The 18,462-nt window shown below is 32.9% G+C and carries 21 protein-coding genes; 9 read left to right on the forward strand and 12 right to left on the reverse strand.

Annotation, left to right across the window (positions count from 1 at the left end):
• Positions 1–44: 44 nt before the first annotated feature.
• The 5 genes from gldG to BTO05_RS01875 are packed head-to-tail and all read right to left on the reverse strand — an operon-like array spanning position 45 to position 4,081.
• Positions 45–1,712, reverse strand: coding sequence for a gliding motility-associated ABC transporter substrate-binding protein GldG (gene gldG / locus BTO05_RS01855; protein ID WP_198295248.1), 1,668 nt, complete (start codon positions 1,710–1,712; stop codon positions 45–47).
• Positions 1,705–2,199, reverse strand: coding sequence for a hypothetical protein (locus BTO05_RS01860; protein ID WP_087491024.1), 495 nt, complete (start codon positions 2,197–2,199; stop codon positions 1,705–1,707). Before BTO05_RS01860 ends, gldG begins: the two co-directional genes overlap by 8 nt.
• A gap of 1 nt (position 2,200) precedes the next feature.
• A complete protein-coding gene (gene gldF, locus BTO05_RS01865; RefSeq protein ID WP_087491025.1) occupies positions 2,201–2,923 on the reverse strand; it encodes a gliding motility-associated ABC transporter permease subunit GldF in 723 nt (240 codons plus the stop codon).
• Between the two features lie 23 nt (positions 2,924–2,946).
• Positions 2,947–3,243, reverse strand: a complete 297-nt coding sequence (locus tag BTO05_RS01870) for a putative quinol monooxygenase (RefSeq protein ID WP_087491026.1) — start codon at positions 3,241–3,243, stop codon at positions 2,947–2,949.
• A 1-nt stretch (position 3,244) separates the two neighbouring features.
• On the reverse strand, positions 3,245–4,081 hold the full coding sequence (locus BTO05_RS01875) for an S-adenosyl-l-methionine hydroxide adenosyltransferase family protein (protein WP_087491027.1): 837 nt from the start codon (positions 4,079–4,081) through the stop codon (positions 3,245–3,247).
• Between the two features lie 110 nt (positions 4,082–4,191).
• Between BTO05_RS01875 and BTO05_RS01880 the strand changes: the two genes are divergently transcribed.
• Complete coding sequence (locus BTO05_RS01880) at positions 4,192–5,145, forward strand: PhoH family protein (RefSeq protein ID WP_087491028.1); 954 nt, start codon at positions 4,192–4,194, stop codon at positions 5,143–5,145.
• The gene (locus tag BTO05_RS01885; RefSeq protein ID WP_087491029.1) at positions 5,145–6,104 is read left to right on the forward strand and encodes a phosphoribosylaminoimidazolesuccinocarboxamide synthase; all 960 of its coding nucleotides are present in this window, start codon (positions 5,145–5,147) and stop codon (positions 6,102–6,104) included. Before BTO05_RS01880 ends, BTO05_RS01885 begins: the two co-directional genes overlap by 1 nt.
• A gap of 23 nt (positions 6,105–6,127) precedes the next feature.
• Here the strand turns inward: BTO05_RS01885 and BTO05_RS01890 are convergent, their stop codons facing one another.
• Positions 6,128–7,093 (reverse strand): sodium-dependent bicarbonate transport family permease, encoded by a 966-nt coding sequence (locus BTO05_RS01890; protein ID WP_087491030.1) that lies wholly within the window; start codon positions 7,091–7,093, stop codon positions 6,128–6,130.
• 96 nt (positions 7,094–7,189) lie between these two features.
• A complete protein-coding gene (locus BTO05_RS01895) occupies positions 7,190–7,501 on the reverse strand; it encodes a hypothetical protein (RefSeq protein ID WP_087491031.1) in 312 nt (103 codons plus the stop codon).
• Positions 7,502–7,837: 336 nt separating this feature from the next.
• Here BTO05_RS01895 and BTO05_RS01905 point away from each other — a divergent pair, with 336 nt between their 5' ends.
• Complete coding sequence (locus BTO05_RS01905) at positions 7,838–8,764, forward strand: LysR family transcriptional regulator (RefSeq protein WP_087491033.1); 927 nt, start codon at positions 7,838–7,840, stop codon at positions 8,762–8,764.
• On the opposite strand, the gene BTO05_RS01910 is transcribed toward BTO05_RS01905, so the two are convergent.
• The gene (locus BTO05_RS01910; protein WP_087491034.1) at positions 8,761–9,657 is read right to left on the reverse strand and encodes an alpha/beta hydrolase; all 897 of its coding nucleotides are present in this window, start codon (positions 9,655–9,657) and stop codon (positions 8,761–8,763) included. The genes BTO05_RS01905 and BTO05_RS01910 overlap by 4 nt on opposite strands.
• 14 nt (positions 9,658–9,671) lie before the next feature.
• Positions 9,672–10,775 carry a heparan-alpha-glucosaminide N-acetyltransferase domain-containing protein gene (locus BTO05_RS01915; RefSeq protein ID WP_087491035.1) on the reverse strand — a complete coding sequence of 368 codons (1,104 nt, stop codon included), beginning with the start codon at positions 10,773–10,775 and terminating at the stop codon, positions 9,672–9,674.
• A gap of 209 nt (positions 10,776–10,984) precedes the next feature.
• Here BTO05_RS01915 and BTO05_RS01920 point away from each other — a divergent pair, with 209 nt between their 5' ends.
• The 5 genes from BTO05_RS01920 to BTO05_RS01940 are packed head-to-tail and all read left to right on the forward strand — an operon-like array spanning position 10,985 to position 16,729.
• Complete coding sequence (locus tag BTO05_RS01920; RefSeq protein ID WP_087491036.1) at positions 10,985–12,364, forward strand: alanine/glycine:cation symporter family protein; 1,380 nt, start codon at positions 10,985–10,987, stop codon at positions 12,362–12,364.
• A 9-nt stretch (positions 12,365–12,373) separates the two neighbouring features.
• Positions 12,374–12,631: a DUF4212 domain-containing protein gene (locus BTO05_RS01925; protein WP_087491037.1), complete on the forward strand. Its 258-nt coding sequence runs from the start codon at positions 12,374–12,376 to the stop codon at positions 12,629–12,631.
• Between the two features lie 19 nt (positions 12,632–12,650).
• On the forward strand, positions 12,651–14,351 hold the full coding sequence (locus BTO05_RS01930; RefSeq protein WP_087493256.1) for a sodium:solute symporter family protein: 1,701 nt from the start codon (positions 12,651–12,653) through the stop codon (positions 14,349–14,351).
• 30 nt (positions 14,352–14,381) lie between these two features.
• Positions 14,382–16,289, forward strand: coding sequence for an acetate--CoA ligase (acs, locus tag BTO05_RS01935; protein WP_087491038.1), 1,908 nt, complete (start codon positions 14,382–14,384; stop codon positions 16,287–16,289).
• Positions 16,290–16,297: 8 nt separating this feature from the next.
• Entirely contained in the window at positions 16,298–16,729 is a 432-nt protein-coding gene (locus BTO05_RS01940; protein ID WP_087491039.1) for a toxin-antitoxin system YwqK family antitoxin, read from the forward strand.
• On the opposite strand, the gene BTO05_RS14070 is transcribed toward BTO05_RS01940, so the two are convergent.
• Entirely contained in the window at positions 16,716–16,877 is a 162-nt protein-coding gene (locus tag BTO05_RS14070) for a hypothetical protein (protein WP_198295249.1), read from the reverse strand. The genes BTO05_RS01940 and BTO05_RS14070 overlap by 14 nt on opposite strands.
• 72 nt (positions 16,878–16,949) lie before the next feature.
• Between BTO05_RS14070 and BTO05_RS01945 the strand changes: the two genes are divergently transcribed.
• Entirely contained in the window at positions 16,950–17,609 is a 660-nt protein-coding gene (locus tag BTO05_RS01945; protein WP_087491040.1) for an HAD family hydrolase, read from the forward strand.
• A gap of 6 nt (positions 17,610–17,615) precedes the next feature.
• Here the strand turns inward: BTO05_RS01945 and BTO05_RS01950 are convergent, their stop codons facing one another.
• Both BTO05_RS01950 and arsC read right to left on the reverse strand, forming a co-directional pair.
• Positions 17,616–18,098 carry a hypothetical protein gene (locus BTO05_RS01950; RefSeq protein WP_087491041.1) on the reverse strand — a complete coding sequence of 161 codons (483 nt, stop codon included), beginning with the start codon at positions 18,096–18,098 and terminating at the stop codon, positions 17,616–17,618.
• Positions 18,095–18,436 (reverse strand): arsenate reductase (glutaredoxin), encoded by a 342-nt coding sequence (gene arsC / locus BTO05_RS01955; RefSeq protein ID WP_087491042.1) that lies wholly within the window; start codon positions 18,434–18,436, stop codon positions 18,095–18,097. Before arsC ends, BTO05_RS01950 begins: the two co-directional genes overlap by 4 nt.
• Positions 18,437–18,462: the final 26 nt, after the last annotated feature.

The raw sequence follows: 18,462 nt of genomic DNA on the forward strand, positions 1-18,462 counted from the left end.
CTTGTTTCTAAAAATGTACTCGTAATTTATTAGATAAATTAAAACTATTGTGCGTATTTACGCTTTCTAAAGTAGTTAAACATAAAACCAAAAACGCCTAAAAGCAACAGAGGTAAAGCTATGTTGATTAATTGCCAGATACTCTTTTGATCTTCAATTTTTTCAGAATCTAAAAATGCAACCTCTATTGACTTAGTTCTAATGTTTATAAGTCCAGTATCGTCCAATAGATAATTAACTGCATTGAGCAAAAACTCTTTGTTACCAAACGTACGACCAGTAATACGTTCAAAACCTAATTGAAGCGGTCTGCCACGAGAAACTTCGTTTTTAATGACGTCACCATCAGAGACAATTATAATTTTAGAAGACGGACTCTTTTCTTGAAAATTTTTAACTTCAAATGGTTGGATTCTGTTTTTATAAACTGAGTTAAATTCACCTTCTAATAAAACGGCCAACGCTTGCTTGCCTTGATTGTAATTTTCTTCGTCAGGTTGTTTTGTGACAGAAGCTAGAGAAATCTTTTTTAAAGGACCTTCAAGTTTAGTGCGTTCAGAACTTTGTAGCAAGATTGTCTTTTTGATAGTATTTTTTAAAGTATCAATCTGACTTGTAAAATCAAATTTGACTAAATCTACGTTATCACTTATTGGATGCTTAGAATTAGATGTAGCTAAAGGTGAATATTGCCATTGTACAGGCTGAAATTGTGTATTATTACCTTCACCAATAGCTAACGGAATTGGAGCAGAATACAAATCCTTAACTAAGTTCTGATTGATTCGCGCTCCATATTGAAAGAAAAAATCATTAAGGTTTAAGTCCTTTGCTATACTTACCGATTCACCAGAATCGTTATATAAACTGTCTTTATCCATAAAAACAGCCTCAGTTAACCAAAGACTTTTACCACCAGACATGGTGTACTGGTCTAAAACTAGTTTTTCGTTTTCAGTAAATGCTTCAGTTGGTTTTGCTGAAATAATGACATCGTATTTTTTTAATTTGTCTAAAGTTGATTGTGGATTTGTTGTTACAGAATCTAATGTAAACTGAGCTAGATTATAATAAGGCTTTATGGTCTGAAGAAAATCAGCGATGTTTATATCATTAAGTTGTCCATTGCCTTTTAAAATAGCAACAGCTTTTGATTTTTCTTTAGTTAATTGATTAAAAGCATCTGCAAAATTATATTCCAATTGCTGAATTGAGTTAGAGACCTGAGTTTGTAAGTCTTCAGCAACGCTCTTTTTGAATAAAGGAATTTTTACTGTACGCTCTTTGTAACTTGCAAATCCCCATGGAAAAAGAAGCTCTTGTGTTATCTTACCACTTATCTTCTTACTGTTTACATATGGTTCTAAGCCAGTTTTGGTTAGTTCTCTTATAATATTTTCACGATTTGCTTCATCTTCTAGTGGGTCTATATAATTTACCTTTACAAGAGGATTTAGAGTTTGAAACTCTTCAATAAGCTGTTTGGTTTCTGTTTGAAGTAATTTAAATTCTGATGGTAAATTACCTTCTAGAAAAATATCTATAATTAATGGGGTATCTGCTAAATCAACAATATTTTTTGTCGTTTCAGAAAGCGTATAACGACTATCTTTTGTAAGGTCAAAGCGTTTGTAGATAAAGTTGCCTATAATATTTAGCACAACGACCATCGCCAGTATAAAAACTATATATGTGATTTTTGATTTATTCATCCTTATCAAATACTAGTGGTTCGTTATAGGTTTTTAAAGTTTTCACTTTATTATTATCGAATGTTATTTCTAAGTTACCCTTTTCGTCAGTAAAAGCACCTGGTTCAATACCTAAACCGTAATTCCATTTATTAGCATCATGTGCTTTTTTAGCGTTGTCCCATGATAACCATTCTGCTTTTCCTAAAAGTGATTCGATTTCGGTTTTTGACTTACCTTTTAGAGTATCAGTTTCTATCGTAGAATCTATCATTTCGTAGCGTAAAGCAGGTTTTTCTGCCCAAGCTTCAGCGTCAAAATATTTTTGATGATGGTAATTACTTACGATATTTATAAACGGATAAACCATATAAAAATATGCTAAAGGTGTCAGTACCAAACTTATTAATCCTGTGAGCCATTTTCTTTTGTCAACTGTGTTTAAAAACAGAAAGAGTAGTATAAAAACAACTAGCATAAAAATGACTAAAAGTGGAGTGATAATCATATTAACTCTTTTTTATATTAAGTTTTGTCATGGCAATAAAAAAAGCAGAAACACTAATAAAGTAAATTAAGTCTCTTGTATCTATCACACCACGACTCATGCTTTTATAATGCGAGGACATACCTAATGTTTCCAAATCGAAACCAGAGCCTAAAAGATTATAACTTGCAATACCATCAAAACCAAAATAGAAAATGAAACAAATAAAAATGGCAATAATAAAAGCTACAATTTGATTATCTGTTATACTAGACGCAAAAACTCCGATAGCTGTGTATGACGCTACTAAAAACAATAATCCAAAATAGGATCCAAGTGTGCTACCGATATCTAGATTTCCTTGTGGATTCCCTAATGTGTTTATCGTGTAAACGTATAGTAATGTTGGGATTAAAGCGATAATAATCAATAAAAGGGCACCGAAATATTTACCTAATACTATTTGAAGATGTGATATAGGTTTAGTCAATAACAACTCTAAAGTACCTTGTTTTTTTTCGTCACTAAAGCTTCTCATAGTTACCGCAGGCACTAAAAAAATAAGTATCCATGGCGATAATAAAAAAAAGGACGACAAATCTGCGTAGCCATTGTTAAGGAGATTGAACTCTCCTGTAAAAACCCATAAAAACAAACCATTAAGCACCAAGAAAACAGCAATCACCAAATAACCAATTGGTGATGCGAAGAAGGTGTTTATTTCTTTTTTTAGTATAGCTAGCATTATTTTTAGTATTCAGTAATTAGTTAATCTAAACTTGCCAATTTATCCACACTCCAGGCTTCAGGCTTACCATTAAACATCAGTTTTGTTTTTGCCCAAATACCTTTAAATAAATCGGAGTTTCTGTAATTATTCAAATCTGTTTCCGAATTCCAATAACTATAGGTAAAAAACAAATCCCTATTATTTTGATCTCGATATAATTCCAAAAAATTACATCCTTCAAACGCTCTAATTTTAGTTTTATTGGCTTCAAAATTAGCTAAAAACGAATCGGCATTTTCAGGACTGATACTAAGTTTTACAATTCGTACTAACATTCTATAACTTTTCAAAGGTTACTGTTACTGTATCCATATCTTTTAAACCCATTAAGGTAGATGCGCTACCAACAGTACTACAATTACTTTTATATACTGCTATTTCTAGGTAATCAGAGGCATTAAATACGACTAATGCTTTTCCTTCGTCATTACGTTTATCTTCTGGAATTTCAAAATTTATAATATCGCTGTAATGTCTATGTACTTTTTTAAACTTGTAATTCCTAGCAGCAATTTCGTAACTTCTAGTTTTCTGAACGCCTTCAAAAAATTTGCGTTTAATATTGGTAATTACATTTCCATAATTATCGATATGAATTACGGTACCAATAATTTGGTTTTTTTCGTCATTAACAAAAGGCTCTAAATATTTAATTGGTTTTATATTGTTAATAACTTTCCCGATGACTTCCAATGTTCCGCCTCGAGCAATATGACAAGCCACTTTTACAAATACATCCAAAACAGGAAAGCTAGTTTGAATCTTATCATGTATATTAATCTCTACAATCTTCTCTGGTGCAATATCTTGACAAATCATACTCATGATACCATTGTTTGCACATATAAAATAATGATCATCTAATTTTACCGCAATATGCTTGTTTTCTGGGCTGAGCTCAGAGTCAATACCTATAATATGTATGGTTCCTTTCGGAAAACTTCGATAGGCATTTTGTATAGTATATGCCGCTTCAATAATATTAAAAGGCGAAATAGAGTGTGAAACATCAACAATTCTAACATCAGATAGCTCACTATATATAGAGCCTTTTACAGCGCCAGCAAAGTGGTCTTTTTCTCCAAAATCAGTAGTTAAAGTTATTATTGGCATTCGCTGATTGTTAATATTTTTTTAAATGATGGAGTGATTAAATTATTAGATTTGTTACAGCACAAAGCTAATAAAATTGAACTGATATATTCATTAAAAATAATTCGCTTTTGAACGAACTTATCCTTGAACTTGAAGAAATTTCTCCTAAAGAATTTTTTGGCGCTCAAAATGCCAACATCACACTTTTAAAAAAGTATTTTCCAAAACTCAAAATTGTTGCACGTGGCAATAAAATAAAAGCCTATGGTGACGAAGAACTCCTAGAAGAGTTTGATCGTAAAATGACTATGCTAATGAAGCATTTTGGGAAGTATAATAAACTCGATGAAAATGTTATCGAACGCGTGCTTACAAGTCATACAAGTGATGATTATGCGACATCTAACAAAAGTGGTGAAGTTTTAGTTCATGGTGTTGGTGGTAAATTGATAAAAGCTCAGACAGCCAACCAACGTAAGTTGGTTGAAAGTATGCGGAAAAACGATATGGTGTTTGCTATTGGTCCAGCAGGAACTGGTAAAACTTACACTGGTGTTGCACTAGCTGTCGAAGCTTTAAAGAGCAAGCAAGTAAGACGTATCATATTAACAAGACCAGCCGTAGAAGCTGGTGAAAATCTTGGTTTTTTACCAGGTGATTTAAAAGAAAAATTAGATCCATACATGCAACCACTTTATGATGCGTTGCGAGACATGATTCCTGCAGAAAAACTGGATAGCTACATCGAAAAAGGAGTGATCCAAATTGCACCATTAGCCTTTATGCGTGGTCGAACTCTAGACAATGCCTTTGTAATTTTAGACGAAGGTCAGAATACAACACACGCGCAAATGAAAATGTTTTTAACCCGAATGGGTAAAAATGCAAAGTTTTTATTAACTGGTGACCCAGGACAAGTAGATTTGCCAAGACGTACTATTTCTGGACTTAAAGAAGCACTTTTAGTTCTCAAAAATGTCGAGGGAATTGGTATGATTTATTTAGATGATAAAGATGTTATACGTCATAAATTAGTTAAGAAAGTGATTTCTGCTTATAAAGAAATTGAAAATAGAGATTAATGAGCAATACAATAATAGACACTAACTTTAACTTTCCAAATCAGAAAAGTGTTTACAAGGGCAAAGTAAGAGAAGTATATAACATAGATGATAATCAATTGGTAATGGTTGCGACTGATAGGCTTTCGGCTTTTGATGTAGTTATGCCAAAAGGGATTCCTTACAAAGGACAAATCTTAAACCAGATAGCAACTCAAATGATGGCTGCAACTGAGGATTTGGTACCAAATTGGTTATTTGGAACTCCTGATCCAAATGTTGCAGTAGGTCATTTATGCGAACCATTTAAGGTAGAAATGGTTATTCGTGGTTATATGTCCGGACATGCAGCTCGTGAATATAAATTAGGTAAGCGAATGCTTTGTGGCGTAGCAATGCCAGATGGTATGAAAGAGAATGATAAGTTTCCAGAACCTATTATTACACCAGCTACAAAAGCAGAAATGGGTGATCATGACGAAGATATTTCGCGAGAAGATATTTTGAAAGGTGGTATTGTATCAGAAGAAGATTATGTTGTTTTAGAAGATTATACTAGAAAATTATTTCAACGCGGTACAGAAATAGCTGCAAAAAGAGGATTGATTTTAGTTGATACTAAATATGAATTTGGAAAAACTAAAGATGGAAAAATTGTATTAATTGATGAAATACATACGCCAGATTCATCACGCTATTTTTATGCTGATGGTTATGAAGACCGTCAAAGTAGAGGCGAAGCTCAAAAGCAACTGTCTAAAGAGTTTGTACGCCAATGGTTAATTTCTAATAATTTCCAAGGTCTAGAAGGTCAAACTGTTCCGTACATGTCAGATGAATATATTGAAACGGTTAGTGAACGTTACATAGAGCTTTACGAAAATATTACTGGACAAACTTTTATAAAAGCAGATGTCTCTAATATTCAAAAACGTATAGAAAATAACGTTAATACTTATTTAGAGACATCTGGTAATTAAACAAAATCAACTCTACTTCATTGTTATGTAAAGTAGTTTATTACACCAAGATATAAAGGCATACCTAGTGTTATGTTAAAAGTGAATGTAATAGCTAATGCCATTGGTAAGTATAAACTTGGGTTTGCTTTTGGTGCTGCTAATCGCATAGCTGCAGGTACGGCAATATAAGATGCACTTGCTGCTAGTATAGAAAATAATAAGCGGTTTCCAACACTATCTGTAATCCATCCACTTACTATAGCAACTAAGACACCATTTATTATTGGAATTATTATAGCAAAGAGAAATGCAAACCAACCCTTTTTTATAAATGCTCCTAATTTTTTTCCACTCGTAATTCCCATATCTAGTAAGAAAACCATTAAGAATCCTTTAAAAATATCTGTTGTAAATGGTTTTATACCTTCAGCCTGAGCATCAGTAGTAAGCATTCCTATAACAAGACTTCCTAAAATTAAAAGTACACTTCCGTTTGTAAAAGAATGTTTCACCAATTTAGAAATAGAAATATCAGTTTTATTCGACTTATCATAAATTGAAATAAGAAGTACGCCTACAATGATTGATGGTGCTTCCATAAGTGCCATAATTGCAACCATATGACCACTAAATGGTATTTGTGCAATTTCTAAAAACGCTACTGCTGTCACAAAGGTTACAGCACTAATTGAGCCATACGTTGCTGCTATTGCACCAGAATTAACGACATTAAATTTTCGTCTTAGTATAAAATAGGTGTACAGCGGAACTATTATGGCAAGAAAAATACCTAGTAAAAGCGACAATACAATTTCTGTATTAACTTCACTGTGTGCTAATTCGTGACCACCTTTAAAACCGATTGATAATAAAAGGTATAACGAAATAAATTTCGAAGAGTTTTCTGGTAAAGCTAGATCACTCTTTACTTGTACTGCTATAATTCCTAAAAAGAAAAATAAAAGCGCAGGATTAGTTAGGTTATCAAATAGTAAATTTAAATCCATTGATAAAAAGGGTTGGTAAGTTTTTAAGCATATATGAACTATGCTTCAAAGAAAACCCGCTTAAAAAAGCGGGATTAAATTTGGTTGGTCTTTTTGTTATTTTTTTACAAATCGTATGTCTAAAACACCATCGATAAAAACATCGTAACCTTCTTTTCTGGCTTTGTCAATATATCTTTTGGCAATTAGTTTTTCGTTTTCTAATTCTGCAATACGTTGATTTGCATATCGAGTATCAGAGTTTTCATCACCTTCACAAAGTCTTAGACGTTGTAGTTTATGAAAGTTTATTTTCTCGTTTATTAGTTCGTTTATTACAAACGAAGCTTCAGAGCAAGTAAACTCACCTTCAACAAGTTGTACCTCTTGTTTTGTTTTAACTAACGATTTTTCTGTAACTAAAGACATAATTTTTGGTTTTAATTATTAATTTTTTTTGTTTGACCACTCGTTTTAATTAAGAGTAGACATGAGATTATAAATCCTGAGATAGCAAGATTATCCATAAAGATGTTTTGACTTATAAAAAACAGTATTAATGAAGCTATAATTAATAAAGAATGAATAGCTATGTAAATTTCAATTCGTTTTTCTTTAATAATTGATACTATACTTTGATTAGCTTTTACATCATTTTGTATATAGTTACTATCCATGGTATGATATTATTTGATGGTGCAAAATTGAAACAAATAATTCATATATTTTTATATATATTTGTTATGATAGATATAAGCAAAACTTATGAATTATACTTTGCACCAACTACAAATATTCTTGAAAGTCGCAGAACTAAAGAGTATAACAAGAGCATCGGAAGAGTTGTTTTTAAGTCAACCAGCAGTTTCAATGCAGTTAAAAAAATTTCAAGAGCAGTTTTCAATTCCATTGACAGAGGTTATTGGAAGACAATTATATGTTACAGAGTTCGGAGAGGAAATAGCTGAAGCATCAGAAAGAATACTTAATGAAGTAGAAGCTATAAATTATAAAACCTTATCTCGTCAAGGACAATTAGCTGGTAAGTTAAAGATTGCAATTGTATCTACCGCCAAATATGCTATGCCATATTTCTTAACGGATTTTATGACCGAACATTCTGGTGTAGATTTAGTAATGGATGTTACTAATAAAGCAGAAGTCATTAAAAGTTTAGAAAACAACGAAGTAGATTTTGCTATGGTTTCGGTACTTCCAGATCACTTAAATCTTAATAAAATTGAGTTAATGCAAAACAAACTCTTTTTGGTTGGTGGTCCTACAGTAGAAACAGATAATAATAAAGTCACTAAAAGAATATTTGAAAAATATCCTATTATTTATAGAGAGCAAGGTTCGGCAACACGTGCAGCAATGGAAAATTTTCTCACAAACTTAAATGTTCCTAATAAAAAGAAGATTGAATTAAAATCTAACGAGGCTTTAAAACAAGCCTTAATTGCTGGTTTAGGAGTTTCTATTATGCCTTTAATTGGACTTAAAAATGAATTAAAAGATGAAGAGCTTCATATCATACCCTATAAAAATTTACCAATAAAGACCAACTGGAATCTCATTTGGTTGAAGTCAAAAAAACTATCACCAGTCGCCAATGCATATCTAGAGTTTGTAAACAAAGAAAAGACTAGGATTATAAGTAACACCTTTAACTGGTACGAAGATTATAATTAAAAGCCAATAGTACGCTCTGTTTGGCGTTTAGCGTTATTCAATACATCGTTATACAAAAAATCAGTCACTTCCATAATGCATCTATACATTGGAATACCAGACCAACTATGTGTACCACCATTTACAGAGAATAGAAAGTACGATTTACCCAAACCTTTTAATCGGTCGGCGATAGCTCTAGAACCATGTAAAATCATATACCCTTTTGCACCTGGACTACAATAGTGGTGCGCTGCTATATGGTAAGGTACGAGATTATCGTTTGTACCATGAAATAACTGCGTTGGTATGGCTTTATCTACATCTATTTGATCTAAAGTTGTAATAGCACCAGCCATGCCAATGACACCGGCTAATTTAAATCGCTTTGGTAATATTTTGTTTTCATACACATACGCCAAATGCAAAACAGCTTCTGCACCAGCACTTGTACCAGATATGACCACTTTGTCTTCATCTACACTAAAGGTTGATTTGTTTTTGATAATATGTTTTATCGCATAACTGATGTCATCTGCGGCAGTATCAAATGCTTTAATTTTATCCTTAGTTTTTGTATCGCAACCAAAACCTTTTTTCTTCATGATTAAGCGATACGAAATCGACGCTACAGCATATCCTTTTGCTGCCATAGCATTTGCAAATTGCTGAGTATTTGCGTCATCACGCTCACCACCAGAAAATCCACCACCATGAATGTAGAGTAGTAGTGGTAGGTCTTTTTTGATACCTTGCGGTCTGTAAAAGTCTAACTGTAAACTATCTCTTTTGTTAAATTTATGATAGGTATGTGTGGTTTTATTAACTGTGTAAAGCGAATCTAAATACTCAGTTTGTGAAAAAGAGTTCTGTAAACCAAAAACAAGGAGTAAAGCAATAATTCTATATGTCATAAATCTATCAGTCGTTAAGCTTTTGGTTTTCCTTTCAGTTTATAAAACAATTGCCTTAATTTTCCATAAATATAAGCGTTAGTCCTTACATAATAGAACGAAATAAAACATACTACAATTAAGAATAATGCTGCGCCAAAAACTGCCTGCCAAGGCGAAAGGTTTTTGCCTATAAGTTGGCTTAATCCGAACCCCGTAAAACTGCCATAGATGATTATAAAATGTATGACATAAATAGATAGTGTTTTTTGACCAATCTTTAACAATAATGGTGGTTTTAAATACCGTTCTAATCCATAAAAAATAGCGAAATAGATAAAAACATTTCCTAGTCTAGAAAATAGATAATTATAATTAGCCGAATCTAAAAATAACTGAATATCTGTCCATTTTTTTAGATAAAATAGAGCGTGAGATGACCACTCGATAAGAAAATAACCTAAAATAAAAAACACAGAAAGTGTTACTGGTTTAAAGTTGGGCTTTTCTAAATGTCTGTGAAATGCTGTAGCAATACATGCGCCAAATGACATATAACCAAACCAAGGTATGATTGTAAATACCGAACCATTTGCTTTAGATGCATAATTAGCAAGTATAAGCGGTATACTTTCTAAAGTCAAACCTCTATACAAAGGCTCACAAACAAAAATGGTAAAGCCAAGAATTAATGTCACTACAGAAAAAAGCCTTGCATTTTTGAAGCATATATAATACAAACCAACAATACTGATTAAGGATAAACCGATAATCTGTAATACATCAACAACCAAAAAGTAGGTATCAAAGTAACCAGTCAGCCAACTTAAAAAAGGCATACGTAGCAAATAACCAATACCAATAAGCATTACACCACGATTTAGGCCCTTGCGCATGCGCTGCTTTTCTGTGCCTTTTTCTTTTGCTTTTAATAAAAGATATGTAAATATTAATCCAGAAATTGTAAAAAAAGTTGGTGCTGTAATACCTCTAAAATAAGACCAAACTCTAAAAGCCACATGAGACATATCGCGATGTTCAGCCGCTAACAAACTGTCAATAAAGTGCCCTTGCAACATCATTAAGATGGCAAATGCACGAACAGCATCAATAAAATATAGGCGTTTGGTTGGCGTCAATTTAAGTTTAAAATTTTCTTTTAAAGATAATAGAAAATGAGGTGATTAGAATTGGTATTTCGCTTATTGTGTCGTTGATAAAAATCGATTAAATGTTTTTTATCAAACGATAAGCGAAGTTATATTTTTATTACTGAAAATCAATAGTTTAATAAATCAGTTCTTAACAAGCTTTCAACACCAGCAAACATTTACTATTTTTAAACCCTATGCAAACACTTAGCCAACTACTTTCAGATTTTTCGTCATTAGCTTGGGGTTTGCCATTGCTTATTATTTTAATTGGTGGTGGTTTATACCTAATTATTCGTTCACGATTTTTGCCATTTCGTTATCTAGGTCACGCAATACAAGTGTTACGTGGTAAGTACGATGACCCAAATGACCCAGGGCAAATCTCACATTTTCAAGCACTCACCACAGCCTTATCTGCCACTGTTGGTATGGGTAATATCTCTGGTGTTGCTGTAGCTATTGCGGTTGGTGGCCCAGGTGCAGTTTTTTGGATGTGGGTTAGTGCTGTAATTGGTATGAGTACCAAATATTTTACATCAACTCTAGCCATTTTATATCGTGGTAAAGATAGTGCTGGCGAAGTTCAAGGTGGACCTATGTATTTTATTGTAGAAGGTTTAGGTAAACATTGGAAACCATTGGCCGTATTTTTTAGTATATGCGGTATGGTTGGTGCTTTGCCTGTCTTTAATGTCAATCAGTTGACGCAAGCGGTTAATGATATTTTATTGACACCTAACGGAGTTACCGTAACTACTACTACAAATATTATAATTGGTATTGTGCTAATTGCCATTACAGGTTTGGTTATTCTTGGTGGTATAAAGCGTATTGGTACAGTAGCAAGTAGACTGGTACCAAGCATGGTGTTTTTATACTTTGTTTTGGTTGTTATTATTTTGGTGAGTCATAGCGATGTTTTAGGTTATTATTTAAAGTTAATTTTTACTGATGCATTTCAAGCTAATTATTTTCCGGATGACCAAACATTTATGGGTGGTGTTCTTGGTGCTTTAATATTACATGGTATAAAGCGTGGCGCATTTTCTAATGAAGCTGGTATTGGTACAGCGCCAATGGCGCATGGTGCCGCAAAAACTGATGAGCCAGTAAGAGAAGGTTTGGTTGCCATGTTAGGTCCAGCAATAGATACATTAATTGTATGTACACTTACGGCTTTAGCTATCTTAGTAACAGGTGTTTGGGAAACAACTGATAATAACGGTGTAAGTCTAACAGCTTCAGCATTTGCAGATGTCATGCCAGTTTATGGTAAATATGGTTTGTTGGTATGTATTACGGTTTTTAGTATGAGCTCTTTGTTCTCATATTCCTACTACGGTACAAAATGTATGTCTTTTTTGTTTGGTGCAGATAAAAAGCACTATTACAACTATTTTTATATTGTAAGTATTCTAATCGGTGCTACTACGACCTTGGATATGATGATTAATCTTATCGATGGCGTATTTGCTCTTATGGCAATTCCTACGATGTTAGCTACAATAATTTTAGCACCTAAGGTAATTGAGGCTTCCAAGACGTATTTTGAAAAGTTGAAAAAGGAAAAATAGTTTCTAATTATGACAAATAAAGAAAAGGCCAAATCCTATTGGAAAGAGAACATTAGATATGTTCTTATATTATTACTTATTTGGTTCTTAGTATCCTTTGGTGCTGGTGTTATACTAAAAGATGCATTGAATACTATTAAAATAGGAGGATTTAAACTTGGTTTTTGGTTTGCACAACAAGGCTCGATGTATGTTTTTGTAGTCTTAATTTTTGTATATGTTTATTTGATGAATAAACTAGATAAAAAATATGGTTATGATAAATAGTCTTATTCTTACAGAAGCCATAGATGTCCAAACATGGACCTACATCCTAGTTGGAATTACATTTGCATTATATATTGGTATTGCAATTTGGTCAAGAGCAGGATCTACAAAAGATTTCTATGTCGCTGGCGGAGGTGTTTCTCCATTAGCTAACGGAATGGCAACTGCCGCAGATTGGATGAGTGCCGCATCTTTTATATCTATGGCAGGTATTATTTCATTTGCTGGATATGATGGTGCAGTTTATTTGATGGGTTGGACAGGCGGATATGTTTTGCTAGCCTTATTATTAGCACCATACTTAAGAAAGTTTGGAAAGTTTACAGTACCAGATTTTATAGGTGATCGTTATTATTCTAAAACAGCACGTGTTGTTGCTGTATTTTGTGCACTACTAGTATCTTTTACATATGTTGCAGGGCAAATGCGAGGTGTTGGTATTGTTTTTTCACGTTTCTTAGAAGTAGACATTAATATAGGAGTAATAATTGGGATGCTCATTGTTTTATTTTACGCAGTACTTGGCGGTATGAAAGGCATAACCTATACTCAAGTTGCTCAGTATTGTGTATTGATTTTTGCCTTTATGGTACCTGCAATTTTCATTTCAATACAAATGACGGGTAATCCAATTCCGCAATTAGGATTTGGTAGCGAATTAGCTGATGGTTCTGGCACATTTCTCTTAGATAAATTAGATGGATTAAGTACAGAGCTTGGTTTTTCTGAATATACCGAAGGTTCAAAATCTACTTTAGACGTTTTTGCTATAACCTTAGCATTAATGGTTGGTACTGCAGGATTACCTCATGTAATCGTTAGATTTTTTACCGTAAAAAATGTTAAGGATGCAAGAAAATCAGCAGGAATAGCCTTATTACTTATTGTTATCTTATATACTACTGCACCTGCAGTTGCTGCTTTTGCGCGTACTAATATGATTGAAACAGTTTCAAATCAATCGTACGCAGATGTACCCGAGTGGTTTAAGAAGTGGGAAACAACAGGCTTAATTACCTATGAAGACAAAAATAAAGATGGGATCATTCAATATGTAGCTGATGCCAATGCAAATGAGTTAGTTGTTGATAGAGATATCATGGTTTTAGCAAATCCTGAAATTGCAGAACTACCTAATTGGGTAATAGCTTTAGTAGCAGCTGGTGGTTTAGCTGCAGCATTATCTACAGCAGCAGGACTTCTATTAGTAATTTCTGCTTCTGTATCACATGATTTAATTAAGAAAATAATAAAGCCATCAATATCTGAAAAATCCGAATTAGTCGCTGCGCGTTTATCAGCAGTTGGCGCTGTTTGTGTAGCTGGCTATTTTGGTATAAATCCTCCTGGATTTGTTGCTGCAGTCGTTGCATTAGCGTTTGGACTTGCAGCTGCATCCTTTTTTCCAGCTATTATTTTGGGGATTTTTTATAAAAAAATGAATAAAGAAGGTGCAATAGCAGGTATGATAGTTGGGATTACTACAATGCTATTGTATATGATGAAATATAAACTAGGCTGGTTCGATGAAATTGTACCAGATAAAAGTGAATGGTGGTTTGGAATTTCGCCAGAAGGCTTTGGTAGTATCGCTATGTGTCTTAATTTTATTGTTTCGATAGTTATACTACAATTCACCAAATCACCACCAAAAGAGGTTCAGGATATTGTAGAAAATATAAGAATACCAAGTGGAGCAGGCGAAGCTTCAAGTCATTAATGGCAATATTGAATTGATAAAAAATAAAACATGAGTAATTATCATATAAAACATCTCGAAGAATACTTTCAAGTTTATAAAAAATCAGTAGAGAATCCCGAAAATTTCTGGGAAGAAATAGCAGAAGAGCATTTTGTATGGCGAAAAAAATGGGATAGTGTGCTCAGTTGGGACTTCAAAAAACCTGTAGTCAAATGGTTTGAAGGCGCAAAACTGAATATTACTGAAAATTGCTTAGACCGTCATTTATTGTCTCGAGGTGACAAAACTGCTATTCTTTTTGAGCCCAATGATCCCAACGAAGGTCCTCAATATATTACTTACAAACAATTGCACAAGCGTGTTTGTAAAATGGCAAATGTCCTAAAAGATAAAGGCGTCAAAAAGGGCGACCGAGTTTGTATCTATTTACCAATGATACCAGAATTAGTTTATTCTGTTTTAGCATGTGCGCGCATAGGTGCTGTCCATTCTGTAGTTTTTGCAGGGTTTTCTTCATCAGCATTAGCAACCCGAATTAATGATTGTGATTGTAAAACTGTTATAACAAGTGATGGTTCTTATCGTGGTGCTAAAACCATAGATTTAAAAGGCATTGTAGACAAAGCTTTAGATGACTGCCCCAATGTCAATTCTGTTTTAGTTGCAAAACGTATCAATTCTGATGTAGAAATGAAAGAAGGACGTGACTATTGGTTACAGCCACTTTTAGATGAAGCTTATGGTGATTGTAATATTGAAATAATGGATGCTGAAGATCCTTTATTCATTTTATATACATCAGGTTCTACAGGAATGCCTAAAGGTATGTTACATACAACAGCTGGTTACATGGTATATTCTTCTTATACATTCAAAAATGTTTTTAATTATACCGAAAATGATGTGTATTGGTGTTCAGCTGATGTGGGTTGGATTACTGGGCATAGTTATATTATTTATGGGCCATTATGTAATGGAGCTACATCAGTATTATTTGAAGGCGTTCCGAGTTACCCTGATTACAGTCGCTTTTGGGAAATAGTAGAAAAGCATAAAGTAAATCAGTTCTACACTGCACCTACTGCCATTAGGGCTCTTGCTAAAGAAGGCTTAGAGTATACTCAAAAACACGAACTATCTTCACTTAAAGTATTAGGTACTGTTGGTGAGCCTATTAACGAAGAAGCATGGCATTGGTATGATGATAATATTGGAAAAAATCAAGCACCTATTGTTGATACCTATTTTCAAACTGAAAATGGAGGTATTATGTTAACGCCTATTCCTTATGTAACACCAACAAAACCCACTTATGCAACATTGCCCTTTATAGGAATCCAGCCTTGTTTAATGGACGAAGAAGGTAAAGAGATTTCAGGAAATCAAGTAAGTGGTCGTCTTTGCATTAAATTTCCATGGCCAAGTATTGCTAGGACTATTTACGGAAATCATCAACGCTATAGAGAAACTTATTTTACAGCTTTTGAAGGTAAATATTTTACAGGTGATGGCGCATTGAGAGATGAGGTTGGTTATTACAGAATCACTGGTCGTGTGGACGATGTTATTATAGTCTCGGGTCATAACCTAGGAACAGCACCTATTGAAGATGCTATTAACGAACATCCTGCAGTAGCTGAATCTGCAATAGTCGGTTTTCCTCATGATGTAAAAGGAAATGCCTTATATGGATATGTAATCTTAAAAGAAGTAGGAGAGAAACGCGACCATGATAATCTTAGAGCAGAAATAAACCAGATTATTACAGAGCAAATTGGACCGATTGCTAAGTTAGATAAAATTCAATTCACTAAAGGTTTGCCTAAAACACGTTCGGGTAAAATTATGCGTCGTATTTTAAGAAAGATTGCTTGTGATGAAGCTGACCAATTAGGTGATATCAGTACGTTATTAAACCCTGAGGTAGTTGATTCTATTGTAAAAAACACTCTATAAGTTTTAGTATGAAATCATTTTTATGTTTTTTTATTTTCTTCACACTGACTATAAATTGTCATGCTCAAAAATCTTTCACTAACTATCATAATAACGGAAATATTTCAGAAAAAGGTAATATCAAAAATGGAAAAAAAGTAGGTGACTACATATCGTATTATATAAGTGGAAACCCTAAGATGGAGGCAAAATTTATTGCGGGTTTTATGATTGAGAAAAAAGAGTATAATGAATCTGGAAGACTAATAAAATCTGGATATATGGTTAATGGTAGCGATAAATTTCAAGTCATTAATTATGATTCCCATGGCCATATTTTGAGCAAAGGTTTTTTAGACAATAAAGGGTTAAGAACTGGAGAATGGAACGTATTTAGTGTTGAAAAGAACATTTACCAAACTCATATTTATGATGAAGGATTAATAATTACTCATCCTTAGACTTTTGATTTTTTGCTTTTTTTACAATAGCTTTTAAGCGTTCTTTTCGTAATAATGCTTCTTGTTTTTTTTTATTCTTTTTTTGTGCAACAAGTCGACTATGCTTTGCTTTATTTTTTGTGTTTTTTTCTTGTCCTTTTTTGGCCATTATAAGTTTTGTATGTAGTTATAATATAACTAATTTCGAGCTTTTATAAATCAATTTCAAATATAAAAATTTATGCTCAAAGCTGTTTTGTTTGATATGGATGGTGTCATAGTGGATACTGAGCCTTTGCACCGTAAAGCTTATTTCAAAATGTTTTCTGATGTAGATATAAAAGTAGATGAAGCTTTGTATACTTCATTTACAGGTCAGTCTACTATTAATATATGTAAAAGGTTGGTGAATCATTTTGAATTAATTTTTTCACCTGAATATTTAGTGAAGTTAAAAAGGCAACATTTCAAATATCTATTTGAAAATGATACAGATTTAGCGTTAATAGATGGTGTTTTAGATTTGATACAAGACTACCATACAAACGGGTTAAAACTTGTAGTCGCATCATCAGCGTCAATGCCTAACATTAACCGAATCTTTGAGCGATTTGATTTAAATCAATACTTTATAGGTAAATTTAGTGGTGCAGATTTAAAACAATCTAAGCCACATCCAGAAATATTTATAAAAGCTGCAGAACATACGGGATTTAATAAATCAGAATGCGTAGTAATTGAAGATTCTACAAATGGTATCAAAGCTGCTCATGATGCAGGTATCTTCTGCATTGGATTTAAAAGCGAGCACTCAATACAACAGGACTATAGTTTAGCTGAAATAGTTATATCAGATTACACTGAAATTACTTGTAAAAAACTATCAGGAATAATCAACTAGTTAATATTAGTTATCATTATTGCGTTTCTTTTTTTTGCGCTTTTTCTTTTTCTTCTTTTTTTCCTCACCTTCTTTAAATTTACCTTCAAGGAATTCATCAAGTTTGACATTATCACTTTCAGATAGCATAGTTTTTAATTCTCTAAAATGCTCTCGTTTAAAACCATCAAAAGCATCTTTACGCTCAACAGAATTATCAAACTGAACTTTCATGAATTTTTTTGTTAATTCAAAATACTCATCCATTGTCTGCTTAGCAATTTCTTTTTGAAAATCATCTGCCTCTAAAGTTGCTAGAAAATTAGCTATATATTCTGCTTGACGTTCAGCATTCTTTTTTTCTATATTTGCTTTTTGATTTTCATTTGGCGGTACATTTGGCTGTTGTCTACCTAATCTATTATTTCTTAAACCGCCTTGTCTTCCAAACTGAGCTGTTGCGTTTGCAGTAGTGAATAAAATGCAAATTAAAATAAATGCTTTTTTCATAATATTGTTTTTATAGCTTCAGTTGGACGTCCAACTACAGCTTTATTATTGTTTATAACGATTGGCCTTTCAATCAGCTTTGGGTTTTGAACCATCGCTTCAATGATTTCATTATCGCTTAAATCTTTTCCTTTATAATCATCTTTCCAAATGGCTTCATTTTTTCGAACTAAATCAATTGGTGAGATGTCTAATTTAGTGATTATTGAGGTTAATTCTTTTTGTGTCAATTTATCATCAAGATACTTTATAATTTCAAAGTCTTTAGTTTCTGTTTCAAGTAAAGCTAATCCTTCTCTAGATTTTCTACATCTTGGGTTATGTAATATTTGTATCATTTTATGCTGAATTTATTTAACTCTGT

The sequence above is a fragment of the Winogradskyella sp. PC-19 genome, from assembly GCF_002163855.1.
In the GTDB taxonomy this organism is placed as follows: Bacteria; Bacteroidota; Bacteroidia; order Flavobacteriales; family Flavobacteriaceae; genus Winogradskyella.